The 13640-nt window shown below is 73.0% G+C and carries 12 protein-coding genes; 6 read left to right on the top strand and 6 right to left on the bottom strand.

Annotated elements, in window-relative coordinates:
* Nucleotides 1–44: 44 nt before the first annotated feature.
* Nucleotides 45–833 carry a class I SAM-dependent methyltransferase gene (locus tag V1633_RS11045; RefSeq protein ID WP_331214134.1) on the top strand — a complete coding sequence of 263 codons (789 nt, stop codon included), beginning with the start codon at nt 45–47 and terminating at the stop codon, nt 831–833.
* An 80-nt stretch (nt 834–913) separates the two neighbouring features.
* On the opposite strand, the gene V1633_RS11040 is transcribed toward V1633_RS11045, so the two are convergent.
* Nucleotides 914–2110 (bottom strand): MFS transporter, encoded by a 1197-nt coding sequence (locus V1633_RS11040; RefSeq protein WP_331214133.1) that lies wholly within the window; start codon nt 2108–2110, stop codon nt 914–916.
* A 141-nt stretch (nt 2111–2251) separates the two neighbouring features.
* Between V1633_RS11040 and V1633_RS11035 the strand changes: the two genes are divergently transcribed.
* Both V1633_RS11035 and V1633_RS11030 read left to right on the top strand, forming a co-directional pair.
* A complete protein-coding gene (locus V1633_RS11035; RefSeq protein WP_331214132.1) occupies nt 2252–3013 on the top strand; it encodes a cyclase family protein in 762 nt (253 codons plus the stop codon).
* 38 nt (nt 3014–3051) lie between these two features.
* Nucleotides 3052–4689 carry a thiamine pyrophosphate-binding protein gene (locus tag V1633_RS11030; RefSeq protein ID WP_331214131.1) on the top strand — a complete coding sequence of 546 codons (1638 nt, stop codon included), beginning with the start codon at nt 3052–3054 and terminating at the stop codon, nt 4687–4689.
* Nucleotides 4690–4758: 69 nt separating this feature from the next.
* On the opposite strand, the gene V1633_RS11025 is transcribed toward V1633_RS11030, so the two are convergent.
* Complete coding sequence (locus V1633_RS11025; protein WP_331214130.1) at nt 4759–5337, bottom strand: DinB family protein; 579 nt, start codon at nt 5335–5337, stop codon at nt 4759–4761.
* A 133-nt stretch (nt 5338–5470) separates the two neighbouring features.
* Nucleotides 5471–6319: a PhzF family phenazine biosynthesis protein gene (locus V1633_RS11020; RefSeq protein ID WP_331214129.1), complete on the bottom strand. Its 849-nt coding sequence runs from the start codon at nt 6317–6319 to the stop codon at nt 5471–5473.
* A gap of 164 nt (nt 6320–6483) precedes the next feature.
* On the opposite strand from V1633_RS11020, the gene V1633_RS11015 reads away from it, so the two are divergent.
* A complete protein-coding gene (locus V1633_RS11015) occupies nt 6484–6855 on the top strand; it encodes an ArsR/SmtB family transcription factor (protein WP_331214128.1) in 372 nt (123 codons plus the stop codon).
* Between the two features lie 14 nt (nt 6856–6869).
* On the opposite strand, the gene V1633_RS11010 is transcribed toward V1633_RS11015, so the two are convergent.
* A complete protein-coding gene (locus V1633_RS11010; RefSeq protein WP_331214127.1) occupies nt 6870–7961 on the bottom strand; it encodes an App1 family protein in 1092 nt (363 codons plus the stop codon).
* Nucleotides 7962–8104: 143 nt separating this feature from the next.
* On the opposite strand from V1633_RS11010, the gene V1633_RS11005 reads away from it, so the two are divergent.
* Complete coding sequence (locus V1633_RS11005; protein ID WP_331214126.1) at nt 8105–9775, top strand: hypothetical protein; 1671 nt, start codon at nt 8105–8107, stop codon at nt 9773–9775.
* Between the two features lie 238 nt (nt 9776–10013).
* The gene (locus V1633_RS11000) at nt 10014–10574 is read left to right on the top strand and encodes an acyltransferase (RefSeq protein ID WP_331214125.1); all 561 of its coding nucleotides are present in this window, start codon (nt 10014–10016) and stop codon (nt 10572–10574) included.
* A gap of 204 nt (nt 10575–10778) precedes the next feature.
* Here the strand turns inward: V1633_RS11000 and V1633_RS10995 are convergent, their stop codons facing one another.
* Nucleotides 10779–12062 (bottom strand): nucleotide sugar dehydrogenase, encoded by a 1284-nt coding sequence (locus tag V1633_RS10995; protein WP_331214124.1) that lies wholly within the window; start codon nt 12060–12062, stop codon nt 10779–10781.
* Nucleotides 12063–12078: 16 nt separating this feature from the next.
* Nucleotides 12079–13638, bottom strand: a complete 1560-nt coding sequence (locus tag V1633_RS10990) for a glycosyltransferase family 2 protein (RefSeq protein WP_331214123.1) — start codon at nt 13636–13638, stop codon at nt 12079–12081.
* Nucleotides 13639–13640: the final 2 nt, after the last annotated feature.

The raw sequence follows: 13640 nt of genomic DNA, 5'->3' as shown, positions 1-13640 counted from the left end.
TAATCGGCTTGTCCGCCGCCCGTCGTTCTGGCTGGGTCGGTGACATGGACTGGGTTCGGGATTTCTACTCCACGACCGGCGGCTGGTGGGGCGCCGCCGAAGCACGGATCACCGACCGTGACCGCCGCCGTGTCGCACTGATCCACGCCCATCGCGGCAACGCCCGCCCCGGACGGGTGCTGGAGCTGGGCTCGGGTTACGGCGCCACCGCCGCCGCCACGGCGCAGGCCGGGCACACGGTCACCGCCGTCGAGGTCAGCGACCGGGCCGACTTCGCGGCGCGGTTCGCCCGGGACACCGCGCCCGGGTCACTCGTCGTGCTCAAGGAGGACTTCTACGCCGTACGGCTGCCGGGTCGCTTCGACGTGGTCTGCTACTGGAACGGGTTCGGTGTCGGCTCGGACGCCGACCAGCGGCGGCTGCTCGCCCGGATCGGCGACGAGTGGCTGACACCGGACGGGGTGGCCCTGGTCGACGTCGCCAACCCCTTCGTCTGGGCAGGCTGGGACGGCGACGAGGAACACCGGTTGCCGAGGCCGGAGCTCGGTTACCACCACGAGCTGTACGAACGGACCAGTTTCGACCCGGTCACCTGTACGGCGGTCGACACCTGGTGGTCGGCGACGGATCCGACACAACGGATCAGTCAACGGCTCCGCTGCTACACCCCGGCGGACCTGTCGCTGCTGCTAACCGGTACCGGTCTGGTCCTGGACCGGATCACCGTCGGTGACCGCACCTCGGCGCCGACAGCGAGCCCGGGGCTGCCGGAACTGCTCCGCGAGCAGCACGAGTATCTGGCGGTGCTCAGGCGGGAGGCGGGCCGGGCGTGACCGGAAGGCGGGCCGGGCATGACCGGGAGGCGGTGGCGGGCGTGACCGGGCGGTGGTGGCGGGCCGGGTCCGGCGGAGGCTCAGCCCGCCGCGGGCTGCTGGTCATCGGTGCTGTGCCGGGTCGGTGGTCGGCGGAGTCGGCCGAGGAGCAGCACCAGCACGACGGCGGAGACCGCCGAGGTGGCGAAGAAGACTCCGCTGAGCGAGGTACCGGTCTGGACCGGGCCGAGCAGTACCGGGGTGGCGGCCTGGCTGGCGAAGGTCGCGGTGGCCAGCAGTGCGGTGGCCCGCCCGCGCCGCCCGTCGGGGGCGTACTCGGCGACCAGCACGGTCAGGGCCGGCACGGCCAGCCCCATTCCGACGCCGAAGAGCGCGGAGGCGGCCAGCAGCAGGACCGGCAGGTCGCCGCCGCCCACGACGGCGAGCGCGATCGTCCAGCTCGCGAAGGCGAGGAGCAGCAACCGGTTGTCGCCGACCCGGGCGCGGGCCCGGGCGTAGCCGAGCCCGGTCAGGGTCATCGCGAGGGAGAGGGTGGCGGTGAACCCGGCGACCCGGAGGCTCCCGTTGACGCCCAGTTCGGCCAGCCGGGGCGGCAGGAACACCAGAACGCCGTAGAGCAGCATGGTGGCCACGGCCTGCAGGCCGTAGACCGCGAGCAGCCGGGGCGGGACGGTGGCCGGACCGGCCGGTGGTCGGTCCGCGCGGCCGGCGTCCGCCGGCCGTCGGGGCAGGACCCGGAGCGTGGCGAGGCCGAGCGGGACGCCGAGCAGGTAGACGGCGAACGGGGCGCGCCAGGAGATTTCACCGAGAGCGCCGCCGGCCAGCGGCCAGAGCACACCGCCGAGGCTCATCGCGGCGGAACGCCAGCCCATCACCCGGTCCCGGGTCGCGCCCTGGTAGCGGTCGAGCAGGCCGAGCGTGGTGCCGGTGAAGACGGCCGCGGCGCCGACCCCGAAGACCAGCCGGCCGGCGAGCAGGACCGGGTAGGGGCCGCCGAGCAGCCCGGCACCACCGGCGACGCCGTACAGGACGAGGCCGGCGGCGAGTGGGCCGCGTACGCCCCAGCGGTCCATCGACCAGCCGACCAGCGGACCGACCAGGGCCAGGGTGAGGCCGTGGACGGTGAGGAGGAGTCCGGCGGCCCCGGGGCTGATGTCCAGGTCCGCCCGGAGCAGCTCGAGCACCGGTGCGAGCACCGCCCCGGCCAGCACGGTGAGCGTGGAGCCGGACAACAGCACGACGAGTGGGGCAGAGAACCGGTGGGCACTGGTCGGCATCATCGAAGCATCGACCCTCCACCAGGGTTGAGGTCAAGCCGGCGGTACGGGACCGGTGAAACGGGGCTGGCCGACCGCACACGTCGACACCGGCCGATCGCGTGGTTCCGGCGGGCGTACGGTCCCGGTACCTTGCTCGCCATGACCGTGCTGCAAGATCTCGTCACCGCGCTCGCCACCGGCCGGGTCGAGGTCGTCGACCTCACCGCCCCGCTCTCGGCGCAGACGCCGATCCTGACCCTGCCGGAGCCGTTCGGCCAGACCCTACCGTTCTCCCTTCAGGAGATCAGCCGCTACGACCAGCGTGGGCCGGCCTGGTACTGGAACAACATCTCCACCGGCGAGCACACCGGCACCCACTTCGACGCCCCCGTGCACTGGGTGACCGGGCAGCACGGCGACGACGTGTCACAGGTTCCGCCTCGTCGACTCGTCGCCCCCGCGGTGGTGCTCGACCACACCGCCGAGGCGACCGCCGACCCCGACTTCCTGCTGGAGATCGCGCACGTGAAGGCCTGGGAGGCGGAGCACGGTCGGCTGCCGGCCGGCGGCTGGCTGCTCTACCGGACCGGCTGGGACGCGTACGGCGACGACGCCCAGCGGTACGCCAACGGCGGCCGTACCCCGGGAATCTCGGCGGAGTGTGCGAGGTGGCTGGCCGAGGAGACGGCGATCCTCGGTGTCGGAGTGGAGACGGTCGGCACCGACGCCGGCGCGGCGCACTCCTTCGACCCGCCGTTCCCCTGCCACTCGTTCCTGCTCGGCCACGACAAGTACGGCCTCACCCAGCTGCGGAATCTCGACAGACTGCCGGTGACCGGCGCCGTGCTGGTCGCCGGGCCACTGTCGATCGTGGGGGGCTCCGGCAGCCCGTCCCGGGTACTCGCCCTGGTCGAGCGGTAGCGGTGGCGTCGACCGGGCGGACGGGCGGACCCGACGGCGTGCGGGTCGCCGAGGTGATCGGCCGGATACTGGCCGCGCACGGGGTCCGGCACGTCTTCGGGGTCGTCGGCAGCGGCAACTTCCACCTGACCAACGCACTGGTGGCGGGTGGCGCCCAGTTCGTCGCGGCCGCGCACGAGGGCGGCGCGGCGAGCATGGCGGACGGGTACGCCCGTACCTCGGGTGCGGTCGGGGTGCTCTCGCTGCATCAGGGGCCGGGGGTCACCAACGCGCTCACCGGGATCACCGAGGCGGCGAAGAGTCGTACGCCGCTGCTGGTCCTGGCGCCGGAGGCGACCTCGTCCCGGTCCAACTTCCACCTCGACCTGCCGGCGATCGGTGACGCGGTCGGTGCCCAGGTGCGGGGGATCCGTCCCGAGCATCTGGAGGTGGACGTCAGGGCGGCGTACCAGACGGCGGCCGACGGGGCGACGGTGCTGCTGCGGCTGCCGCTGGACGTGCAGGCGGTCGAGGTGCCGGCCTGGCACGGGACGGTCGAGTGCCGACCGCACGACGTCGGGTCCGACTGGGTCCCGGACGCCGAGCCGCTGGCCACCGCGTTGACGAAGGCGCAACGGCCGGTTTTCGTCGCCGGCCGGGGCGCCCGGGCGGCGCGGGACGAGTTGGTCCGGCTGGCCGACGAGTGCGACGCGCTGCTGGCGGTCTCGGCGGCGGCGAAGGGCCTGTTCGTCGGCGACCCGTGGTATCTGGACGTCTCCGGCGGCTTCGCCACCCCGCTCGCCGCGGAACTGATCGCCGAGGCGGATCTGGTCGTCGCCTGGGGCAGCAGTCTGAACATGTGGACGACCCGGCACGGCCGGCTGATCTCCCCGTCGGCCACCGTGGTCCAGGTCGACCGCTGGCCCGTCGCGCCCGACCATCCCCGGGTCGACGCGTACGTCAGCGGTGACGTCGGCCGGGTCGCCCGGTACGCGCTGCGCTGGCTGGAGAAGGAGCCGGGCATCGGGCGGCCGGCCCGTACCCAGCGCACGCCGGAGCTACGGCGCCGGATCGCCGAGCAGGGCCGCTGGCGGGACGTGCCCTACCAGGACAACAGCGGGGACGGGCGGATCGACCCGAGGACGTTGACCATCAGCCTGGACGACCTGTTGCCGGCGGAGCGGACCGTGGCGGTCGACTCCGGCAACTTCATGGGCTATCCGTCGATGTTCCTGTCGGTGCCGGACGTGACCGGGTTCTGTTTCACCCAGGCGTTCCAGTCGATCGGGCTCGGGCTAGCCAGCGCGCTCGGCGCGGCGGTGGCCCGGCCGGACCGACTCACCGTCGCGACACTCGGCGACGGCGGCTTCCTGATGTCGGCGGCCGAACTGGTCACCGCCGTCCGGCTGGCCCTGCCGCTGCTGGTCGTCGTCTACAACGACGCGGCGTACGGCGCCGAGGTGCACCACTTCGGACCGGACGGCCACCCGCTGGACCTGGTGCGGTTTCCCGACACCGACCTCGCCGCCATCGGCCGGGGCTACGGCTGCGCCGGGGTGACCGTCCGGCGTGTCGAGGACCTCGCCCCGGTGCGGCGATGGCTCGCCGGTCCCCGGACCCAGCCGCTGGTGGTGGACGTCAAGGTGACCAGCGAACGCGGTTCCTGGTGGTTGGAGGAGGCGTTCCGGGGCCATTGACCGGGCGGTTCGGTGACAGGTCGGGTGTGGCCACCCCGGGCGCCCGACCTGTCGGACCGACCGCGCGGGCTAACCCATCGTCTTCTGGCCGTCCAGGGCCTCCCGGAGGATGTCGGCGTGCCCGGCGTGCTGCGCGGTCTCGGCGATGATGTGCAGCAGCACCCGCCGGGCCGACCAGGTGGCGCCCGGCTCGAACCACGGCGCCTCCGGCAGCGGGTGGGCGGCGTCCAGGTCCGGCAGGGTCCGGACCAGTTCGTCGGTGTGCCGGGCGACCTCCTCGTAGTGCGCGAGGTAGCCCGCGAGGGTCTCCCCCGGCAGCATCGTGAAGTCGTTCGCGTGCTCCTCGTAGGTGGCCGGATCGTTCCAGGCCGGCATCACCGACGGGCCGTCGACGATGAAGTCCGCCCACTCGCGCTCGGTGCCGGCCACGTGCTTGATCAGCCCGCCGAGACAGAGCGCGCTGACGGTGGTCCGCCGCGCCGCCTGCTCGTCGGTCAGTCCCTGCACCGTGTGCCGGAGGAAGAAGCGGTGTCGGGCGAGCGATTCCAGCAGGTCGGCACGCTCGCCGGTGACCGCGCTCCGGTCGGCCACGGTGCGCTGCCCGGCCACCGTCGTCCCGTCGGTGATGGTGGTCTCGCCGCTGCTCATGGAGTGCCCCTCTCGACGTTCGGTCGCACCGACCGTACCGAGCGGCACCGACATTTCCACGGGCCGGCGAGATGGCTTCCTGCCGGAAGAAGATCGAGGTCAGCCACGCCGGACGACGCGACAGGACGGTCGGTCAGTCGACCGGGTCCGGCAGCGTGACGACACCGTCGAGGTACCGGTGGTGGGCGCCGGACAGACGTACCCGGTCACCGGTGACCTCGCAGCCGACCGTGCCGCCCCGCGTGGACAGCTGCCGGGCGGTCAACCGGGTACGCCCCAACCGGTCCGCCCAGTACGGTGCGAGCTGGCTGTGCGCGGAACCGGTCACCGGGTCCTCGAAGAGGCCGGCGGCGGCGCCGAACCAGCGGGACACGAAGTCCACCCCGTCCGTGTCGCCGGGCGCGGTGACCACGATCCCGCGTACCGGAAGGCCCCGCAGTCCGGTGAAGTCCGGAATCGCCGCCCGGACCTCGGCCGCGTCCCGCAGCACGAGGACCAGGTCGGTGTCGACCAGCCGCGCCTCGGGATCGACACCGAGCGCGGCGACGGCGGCGGTGGCGATCCGGTCGTCCGCCGGCACCGGGCGGAGCAGGCCCGCCGGGAAGTCCAGCTCAAGCTGCCCGTCGTCGCGGCGGGTGACCGGCAACCAGCCGCTGCGGCTCCAGAAGTGCAAACGACGGGCGTCGGTGTGTACGTCGTCGAAGAGCTGCGCGGCGGTGGCCAGGGTGGCGTGGCCGCAGAGGTCGACCTCGGTCGCCGGGGTGAACCAGCGCAGGTGGTAGCCGGGCTCGCCGTCCGGCGCCGAACCGGCCTCCGGCGGCAGCTCGGCGACGTGGAAGGCGGTCTCGGACAGGTTGTTCTCGGCCGCGATCGCCTGCAGCACCGGGTCCGGCAGCCACGCCGGCAGGGGCATCACCGCCGCCGGGTTGCCCTGGAACAGCCGGTCGGCGAAGGCGTCGATCTGGATCAGACGGAGGCGCACCGGACCTGTCTACCAGGGGTGGCCCCGCCGACCCCCACCGGGCGGGGTGGAGCCGGCCGGCGGGGCCGGCACGGGACGGCCGAGCGGGCGGCGGACGGTTCCATGCGACCGCGCGGGCCGCCGCCGGCTTCCCTTGTATAAGCGTGCGCTGAGAGAATGGCGACGTGCACGCGTTCGACGTCCTCGGTGACCCGGTCCGCCGACGGATCCTGGAGTTGCTGGCCGACGGCGAGCGTCCGGCCGGCGAGGTCAGCGCCGTGATCCAGGACGAGTTCGGGATCTCCCAGCCGGGGGTCTCGCAGCACCTGCGGGTGCTGCGGGAGAACGGCTTCGCCACGGTACGGGCCGAGGGGACCCGCCGGCTCTACGCGGTGGATCCCGCCCCGCTCCGGGAGATCGACCAGTGGCTGGACCGGTACCGGGCCTTCTGGACCCAGCGGCTCGACGCGCTCGGCACCGAGATCGCCCGGGGTCGCCGGGAGCGTCGCCGGACGACCCGGCCCGCCGAGGGCGGCGACCCGTCCGCCGGGACCTGAGCGGACGGTCCGGGTCAGACCAGGTCCGCCTCCCGGAGCAGTCGCCAGAGCCCCGCCCCGTCCGGAGCGCAGAACCACCGCTCGCCGAGCAGGCCGGCCGCCGGGCTGCTGCCGTCGACACTGTCCGCCGGAGCCGGAAAGCCACCCGCCAGTACGGCCTGGGTCGGGGAGAGCCGGCGGATCAGCACGCCGGCGACGCTGTCCGGGTACTTGGCCGCGAAGTCGGCGTAGATCTCCTGGTCGTGCTGGCCGTCGTCACCGATCAGCAGCCACCGGATCGCGGGGAACTCCTCGGCGAGCCGGGCCAGGGTGGCCCGCTTGTGCTCCCGCCCGCTGCGGAACCAGCGGTCGGCGGTCGGCCCCCAGTTCGTCAGCAGCAGCGGGCCGGCCGGGTAGAGATGCCGGGACAGGAACCGGGTCAGGGTCGGCGCGACGTTCCAGGCACCGGTGGAGAGATAGAGCACCGGCGCACCGGGATGCGCGTTCACCAGTCGTTCGAAGAGCACCGCCATCCCGGGCACCGCCATCCGGGCGTGCTCGTCGAGCACGAACGTGTTCCAGGCGGCGAGCAGCGGGCGGGGCAGGGCGGTCACCATGACCGTGTCGTCGATGTCGGAGAGGATGCCGAACCGCAACTCCGGGTCGACGATCCGGACCGGCGCGTCGACCGGTTCGGCGCCGGGGCTGCTCAGCCGTACGCTCTGCCAGCCCGGGGCCAGTTCGGTCTCGACGACGAGGTCGATGAACCCGCTCCGGTCCGCCCGGGCCTCGTGGCGGCGGCCACCCGCCTCGATCACCACGGGCGCGTGCTGCACCGGCAGGGTCGCGAAGCTCCGCCAGCCCCGCACCTTCTCGGGGCGGCGGCGGGGCCGGCCGCGCAGCCGGGTCAGCAGCACCCGACCCAGTACCCGGACCCATCCCGGGCCGCCGTAACCGGCGTACGGGACGATCGTGACGTCCCAGCCGCCCTGTCCCAGTCGGCGTTCGATGAACTGGTGCACCGCGTCCTCGATGCGGGCCGCCCGGTGCAACCGGGGCGCGGGGGCTCGACCGGCGGGTATCAGCGACACCATGACACCCTGCCACAGACCCGCCAGCCCGGCCATGACAGATCCACTACTGGTTCAGAAAAGATCAAATAGACCGGCCCGCACCTCCCCCACCTGCGTCGATCCGGGCCTCGGGGCGTTCCGGCTGTGAAAGACTCCGAGACGGGACGACGACGGGGGCGTTGGTCGTGTCGGTGGCGATGCCGCACGGAGGTCGGCTGGTTCGATCACTCGACCTGCCGGGCCTGGTGGCGCTCGCCCTCGGGACGCTGGGGGTCGGCTACCGGCTGGCGCTGATCCTGCTGACCGTACCGGGCTCGAACAGCGACGAGGCGACGTTCGGCCTGGTCGCGATGCACATCGCCGAGGGCCGGGCGTTTCCGGTGTTCCTCTACGGCCAGCACTACATGGGCACGGTGGAGAGCTATCTGGCCGCGCCGCTGTTCGTCCTCTTCGCTCCGAGCTGGACACTGCTGCGGCTGCCGCTGATCGTGCTCTACGCGCTCTTCGTCTACCTGGTGCACCGGCTCACCCGCCGGCTCTACTCCCCCTGGCTGGCCACGTTCACCGTCGGCCTGCTCGCGCTCGGCTCGGAACGCGTGATCCGGGACCAGATCACCGCGGTCGGTGGACGACCGGAGATCAAGCCGGCGGTGCTCGCACTGCTGCTGATCGCCCTCGCCCTCGGTCAACGACGGGTCAGGCGCCGATGGTGGGCCTTCGGCCTCTTCGGCGTCCTCGCCGGGCTCTGCGTCTGGGACGACTGGCTGGTGGTGCCGTACCTGATCGCCGCGTTCGGACTGCTGGTGGTCGGTTGTTGGCGGGCCCTGCTCGGCTGGGCCGGCCTGCTGGTGGCGGGCGGCTTCCTGCTCGGCGTCGCCCCGCTGATCGTGGACAACCTGACCGCGCCGGCCGGCCAGGACTCGGTTTCGGTGCTGCGGCAGGTCAGTGACGGCACGACGGTGGTCACCACCGTCGGGGAGCGGCTGCATGGCGCGATCCTGGTCGGAATCCCGCTGGCCACCGGTCTCTGCCCGCCGGACCGCTGCCAGCCCTGGCAGATGTGGTGGGGCGGCCTCTATCCGGTCCTGCTGGTCGCCGCGCTGGTCCTCGCGGTCGTCGGGCTGGTCCGGCGCACCAGGCCGCCCGGCGTCCCGGCCGGGCGGCAGCCGGGCGCGACGCCGTCCGGGCCGGGTGACCGGCCAGCCGGGTGGGCGACGGACCGACTGCGGTACGTCGGCCAACTCGCCCTCCTGGTCGGGGCCGCGTTGGCCCTGGCCGCGTACGCCCGCAGCGCGCTCGCCGCGACCGCTCCGCTGGCCAGCGCCCGGTACCTGTCGATCCTGCAGATCTCCCTGCCGGCGGTGCTCTGGCCGCTGTGGCTGGTCGCCCGCTGGGCGGGTCGGGTCGCGGCGGGGCCCGCGGCCCGGGTGAGCGGTGTCCTCGCCGCGACCGTGCTGACCCTGCTGACCGCGCTGGTACTGGGCGGCACCGGGCAGCTGATCGGTGAGATCGGCACGATCCGGGCCGAGGAACGGCAGGCCCGGGTGCTGGCCGACACCCTGCGCCGAGCCGACCTGCCCCGGGTGTACGGCGAGTACTGGACCTGCAACCGGCTGGTGTTCATCGCCCGGGAGGAGGTGGTCTGCGCGGTGGTCGGCGACAACCTGCGGCCGGGTCAGAACCGCTACCGGCCGTACGAGGCGCAGGTGCGGGCGGCCGACCGGCCGGCCTTCGTCCTCGCCGCCGGCGGGCCGGCGGAGGCCGCGCTGCACCGTCTGCTGCGCCGGGAGGGGGTGACCGCCACGGTCGACGCGGTCGGTCAGCACCGGATCTACCGGCCGGACCGCACCGTCCAGCCTCCCGGGTGACCGGTCGGCCATGCGCCGGCCATCTTCCGGCCACCGATCCGACATCGTCCCGCCGCCCTCCCGTTGCCACCCTGACCAGCGGAAAGGCCATCTTGGCCGGCTAAACTCCGGGCGGACCGCGAACCCTGTCGCGGACCGGCGGGGCGCCGCCCGGTCAGCCGTTCTCCGGCCCGCGCCTCGACCGCCCCGGGCACCTCTTCGCACCCCGGGCATCTCCTGCGAACCGGTGAATTGAGCGATGAACGAGAACTCCTCCCTGCCCGACACCGTTGTTGTGCACCCCTCGGCCGAGGTCGACGAGGGTGCCCGGATCGGTGCCGGCACCAAGATCTGGCATCTCGCCCACGTCCGGTCCACGGCCCGGATCGGCGCGGACTGCGTGATCGGCCGCAACGTCTACGTGGACGCCCACGCGGTGGTCGGTGACCTGGTGAAGATCCAGAACAACGTCTCGGTCTACCAGGGGGTGACCATCGAGGACGAGGTCTTCGTCGGCCCCTGTGCGGTCTTCACCAACGACCTGCGGCCCCGGGCGCAGAACCCGGACTGGCAGATCACCCCGACTGTGGTCCGGCGGGGCGCGTCGATCGGCGCGAACGCGACCATCGTCTGCGGGGTCGAGATCGGCGCGTACGCCATGGTCGCCGCCGGCTCGGTGGTCACCCGGGACGTGGCGCCGTACCAGTTGGTGGCGGGGAACCCGGCCCGTCCCAAGGGCTGGGTGAACGCCCGGGGTGAGGTGGTCTCCCGGGACCCGGAACAGCCGCCGGCGCTGGCCGCCGAGGCCGAGGCCCGTTGAACGGCGGCGGTGGCGCGTCGGCCGGGACGGCCCGCCACCGCGCTCCGCCGCTCCGGTGACCGTCGAGGAGTACGAACGAGCCCTGGCCGATCTGGGTCGGCCAGGGCTCGTCGGGTACCAGCGGGGTCGAGCCGGGTACCGGGTGGGGACGCGGCGGTCACCCGCCGGTCCAGGGCCGGCGGGTGGGGTCCGGTTGGCGGCCGGTCAGCCGCCGATGACCAGGCGGCGTACGTCGGGCCAGCGCGCCGGGTCGGTCACCCGACGACCGTCGACCAGCACCCGTACGGTGGGCAGGTCGGTCGCGCCGAGCGTCCGGTACTCGGCGTGGTCGGCCTGTACGACCACCGCCGTCACCGGCTCACCGCCGTAGGCGGGCAGGCCGAGCGCGGTCAGCTCGCCGGCGGTGTACATCGGGTCCGAGACGTACGGCCGGGCGCCCCGGCGCCGCAGCGCGTCGACGGTCGGGAAGACGCCCGAGAACGCGGTCTCCTTGACCCCGCCCCGGTAGGCGGCGCCGAGCACCAGCACCTCGACGCCGGTCAGGTCACCGACCGCCGCGCCGAGCAGGTCGACGGCGTACTCCGGCATGGCCGCGTTCGCCTCCCGGGCGGCGCGGACCACGGTGGCCGCCGGGTCGTTCCAGAGGTACATCCGGGGGTAGATCGGGATGCAGTGCCCGCCGACCGCGATCCCCGGGGAGTGGATGTGGCTGTACGGCTGGGTGTTGCACGCCTCGATGACCTTGAGGACGTCCACCCCGACGGTGTCGGCGTACCGGGCGAACTGGTTCGCCAGCCCGATGTTGACGTCCCGGTACGTCGTCTCGGCGAGCTTCGCCAGCTCCGACGCCTCGGCCGAGCCGAGGTCCCACACGCCGTTGGGCCGGGGCAGGTCGGCGCGCTCGTCGAAGTCCAGCACCGCCTGGTAGAACTCGACGCCGTGCCGGGCCGAGACCTCGTCCACCCCGCCGACCAGCTTCGGGTAGCGACGCAGGTCGGCGAAGACCCGGCCGGTCAGTACCCGCTCCGGGCTGAAGACCAGGGAGAAGTCGCGGCCGACGGTGAGCCCGGAGCCCTGCTCCAGCATCGGGGCCCACCGCTGGCGGGTGGTGCCGACCGGCAGCGTGGTCTCGTAGCTGACCAGGGTGCCCGGCTTGAGCCCGGCCGCGATGGCCCGGGTCGCGTCGTCCATCCAGCCGAAGTCCGGTACCCCGTCGGCGTCGACGAAGAGCGGCACGACCACCACCACGGCCTCGGCCCCGGCGACCGCGGCGGTGGTGTCGGTGGTCGCGACCAGCCGACCGGCGGTCACCGCCTCCTTGAGCTTGACGTCCAGGTCGGCCTCGCCCGGGAACGGCACGGCACCGTCGTTGACCAGCTGCACAACCCGCTCGGACACGTCGGCACCCACCACGGAGTGCCCCTTGTCGGCGAACTGCACCGCGAGTGGCAGGCCGATCTTTCCGAGCGCGACGACGCAAATCTTCATGGCACCACTCTGCTGCCTACGGTCGCCGCCGCCGTAGCTTCTGAATGACGCGTCGGGGTGTAACAGGTGTAATCGCGATGACGAACTGCCCCCGGTGGCTCACCGTCGGGGTGATCAGGAAGAACCGGGTGCCCTGCCGGACCATCAGCCGGGACACCGGCGGACGGATCGGGGCCCGCAGCGGCGCCGACCCGATCGCGCCGAAAGCGGTCAACTGGGAACGTACGGCGTGCAGGCGGCCACCGGCCGGGACGCCTTCGAGGAGGAGACCCACCCGGAACCGGGCCCGCAGGGTGGTGCCGCCCTTGTCCCGGTTCGTCTCCAGTGTCGTTCCGGTGATGTCGCCGGCGGTCAGCCCGATCGGGCCGGAGGTGAGCGGGATCAGGTCCCGTCGGGGGGTCCGGGCGATGATCGTCAACGCCCGTTCACCGTCCGGACAGGTGTCCCAGGTGGCGACGATCGCCTCCAGCCGGGCGAGCCAGTCCGGCGCGGTCTCGGAGACGTCGAACCACTCGTCCGGCATGTCGAGCCGGGGGTCGCGGAAGCCGGGGTAGCCGGCGTACCAGCGGGTTCCGTCGATGATGGTGGGCGGTACGCCGTGTTCGGCGTCCTGCCGGATCACCGCGAGCACGTCCTCGACGGTGCCGCGCTGGGCGGTGGAGATCCGCAGCCGCGCCTCGATCTCCAGCTGGGCCCGGACGTGGTCGGTGAGGTACTGCTCCGCCAGGGTCCGGATCCCGTCCACCACCTCCTCCTGCACCGACCGGTCGAGTTCGAGGAAGTCGTCCTCGAGGAGCCGGGCGATCTCCCAGCTGAAGTGCCGCAGCAGTACGGCGTCGCGTTCCTTGCCGGGCTCGATCAGCCCGGCCACGAAGTTGACGATCCGCTCGATGCTGCGCAGCCGGTCCAGGTGGCCGACCCGGTAGGTGAGGTTGCCGGCGCCCACCCGGCGGACCGCGTAGTAGAACTCGTAGTCCGCCAGTACCGAGATCCGTCCCGCCCGCAGGCACGCCTCCAGCGTGAAGGGCTGGTCGCTGGCGACCGGCAGGTCCTCGGGAAAGCGCAGGTGGTAACGCTCGACGAGGGTGCGCCGGAACAGTTTGGTGTTCGACAGCGACCAGGGCAGCGCCGAGTCGAAGAGTCCGATCTGGACCTCGTTGCCGGCGAAGACGCTCTGGTCGATGCTCCGGCCGCCGATGCCCACCACCCGGCCGAGCACCACGTCCGAGCCGTACGCGTCGGCCGCGGTGACCAGTCGTTCCAGCGCCTCCCGACCCAGGTGGTCGTCGGCTCCGACAAAAAAGACGTACCGGCCACGGGCCCGTTCCAGGCCACGGTTGCTCGGGGCGCCCGGGCCGCCGGAGTGCGGCTGGTGGACCACCCTGACGGTCTCCGGGTACAGCCGGGCGAACCGGTCCAGTTCCCGGCCGCTGGCGTCGGTGGACCCGTCGTCCACCGCGATGATCTCCATCCGGTGCCGACCGATGCTCTGCCGCACCAGCGAGTTCAGGCACCTGGTGAGATAGGGCATGGTGTTGTGCACCGCCACCACCACGCTGACGTCCGGGGTACTCACGC

Source organism: Plantactinospora sonchi (genome assembly GCF_036422035.1).
GTDB lineage: Bacteria > Actinomycetota > Actinomycetes > Mycobacteriales > Micromonosporaceae > Plantactinospora > Plantactinospora sonchi.
This window is presented reverse-complemented; position numbering and strand designations above follow the sequence as displayed.

Excerpts from the sequence above, each read along its gene's own strand:
- V1633_RS11045 (WP_331214134.1), top strand. The coding sequence starts at position 45 with ATGGACTGGGTTCGGGATTTCTACTCCACGACCGGCGGCTGGTGGGGC.
- V1633_RS11040 (WP_331214133.1), bottom strand. The coding sequence starts at position 2,110 with ATGCCGACCAGTGCCCACCGGTTCTCTGCCCCACTCGTCGTGCTGTTG.
- V1633_RS11035 (WP_331214132.1), top strand. The coding sequence starts at position 2,252 with ATGACCGTGCTGCAAGATCTCGTCACCGCGCTCGCCACCGGCCGGGTC.
- V1633_RS11025 (WP_331214130.1), bottom strand. The coding sequence starts at position 5,337 with ATGAGCAGCGGCGAGACCACCATCACCGACGGGACGACGGTGGCCGGG.
- V1633_RS11010 (WP_331214127.1), bottom strand. The coding sequence starts at position 7,961 with ATGGCCGGGCTGGCGGGTCTGTGGCAGGGTGTCATGGTGTCGCTGATA.
- V1633_RS11005 (WP_331214126.1), top strand. The coding sequence starts at position 8,105 with ATGCCGCACGGAGGTCGGCTGGTTCGATCACTCGACCTGCCGGGCCTG.
- V1633_RS11000 (WP_331214125.1), top strand. The coding sequence starts at position 10,014 with ATGAACGAGAACTCCTCCCTGCCCGACACCGTTGTTGTGCACCCCTCG.
- V1633_RS10995 (WP_331214124.1), bottom strand. The coding sequence starts at position 12,062 with ATGAAGATTTGCGTCGTCGCGCTCGGAAAGATCGGCCTGCCACTCGCG.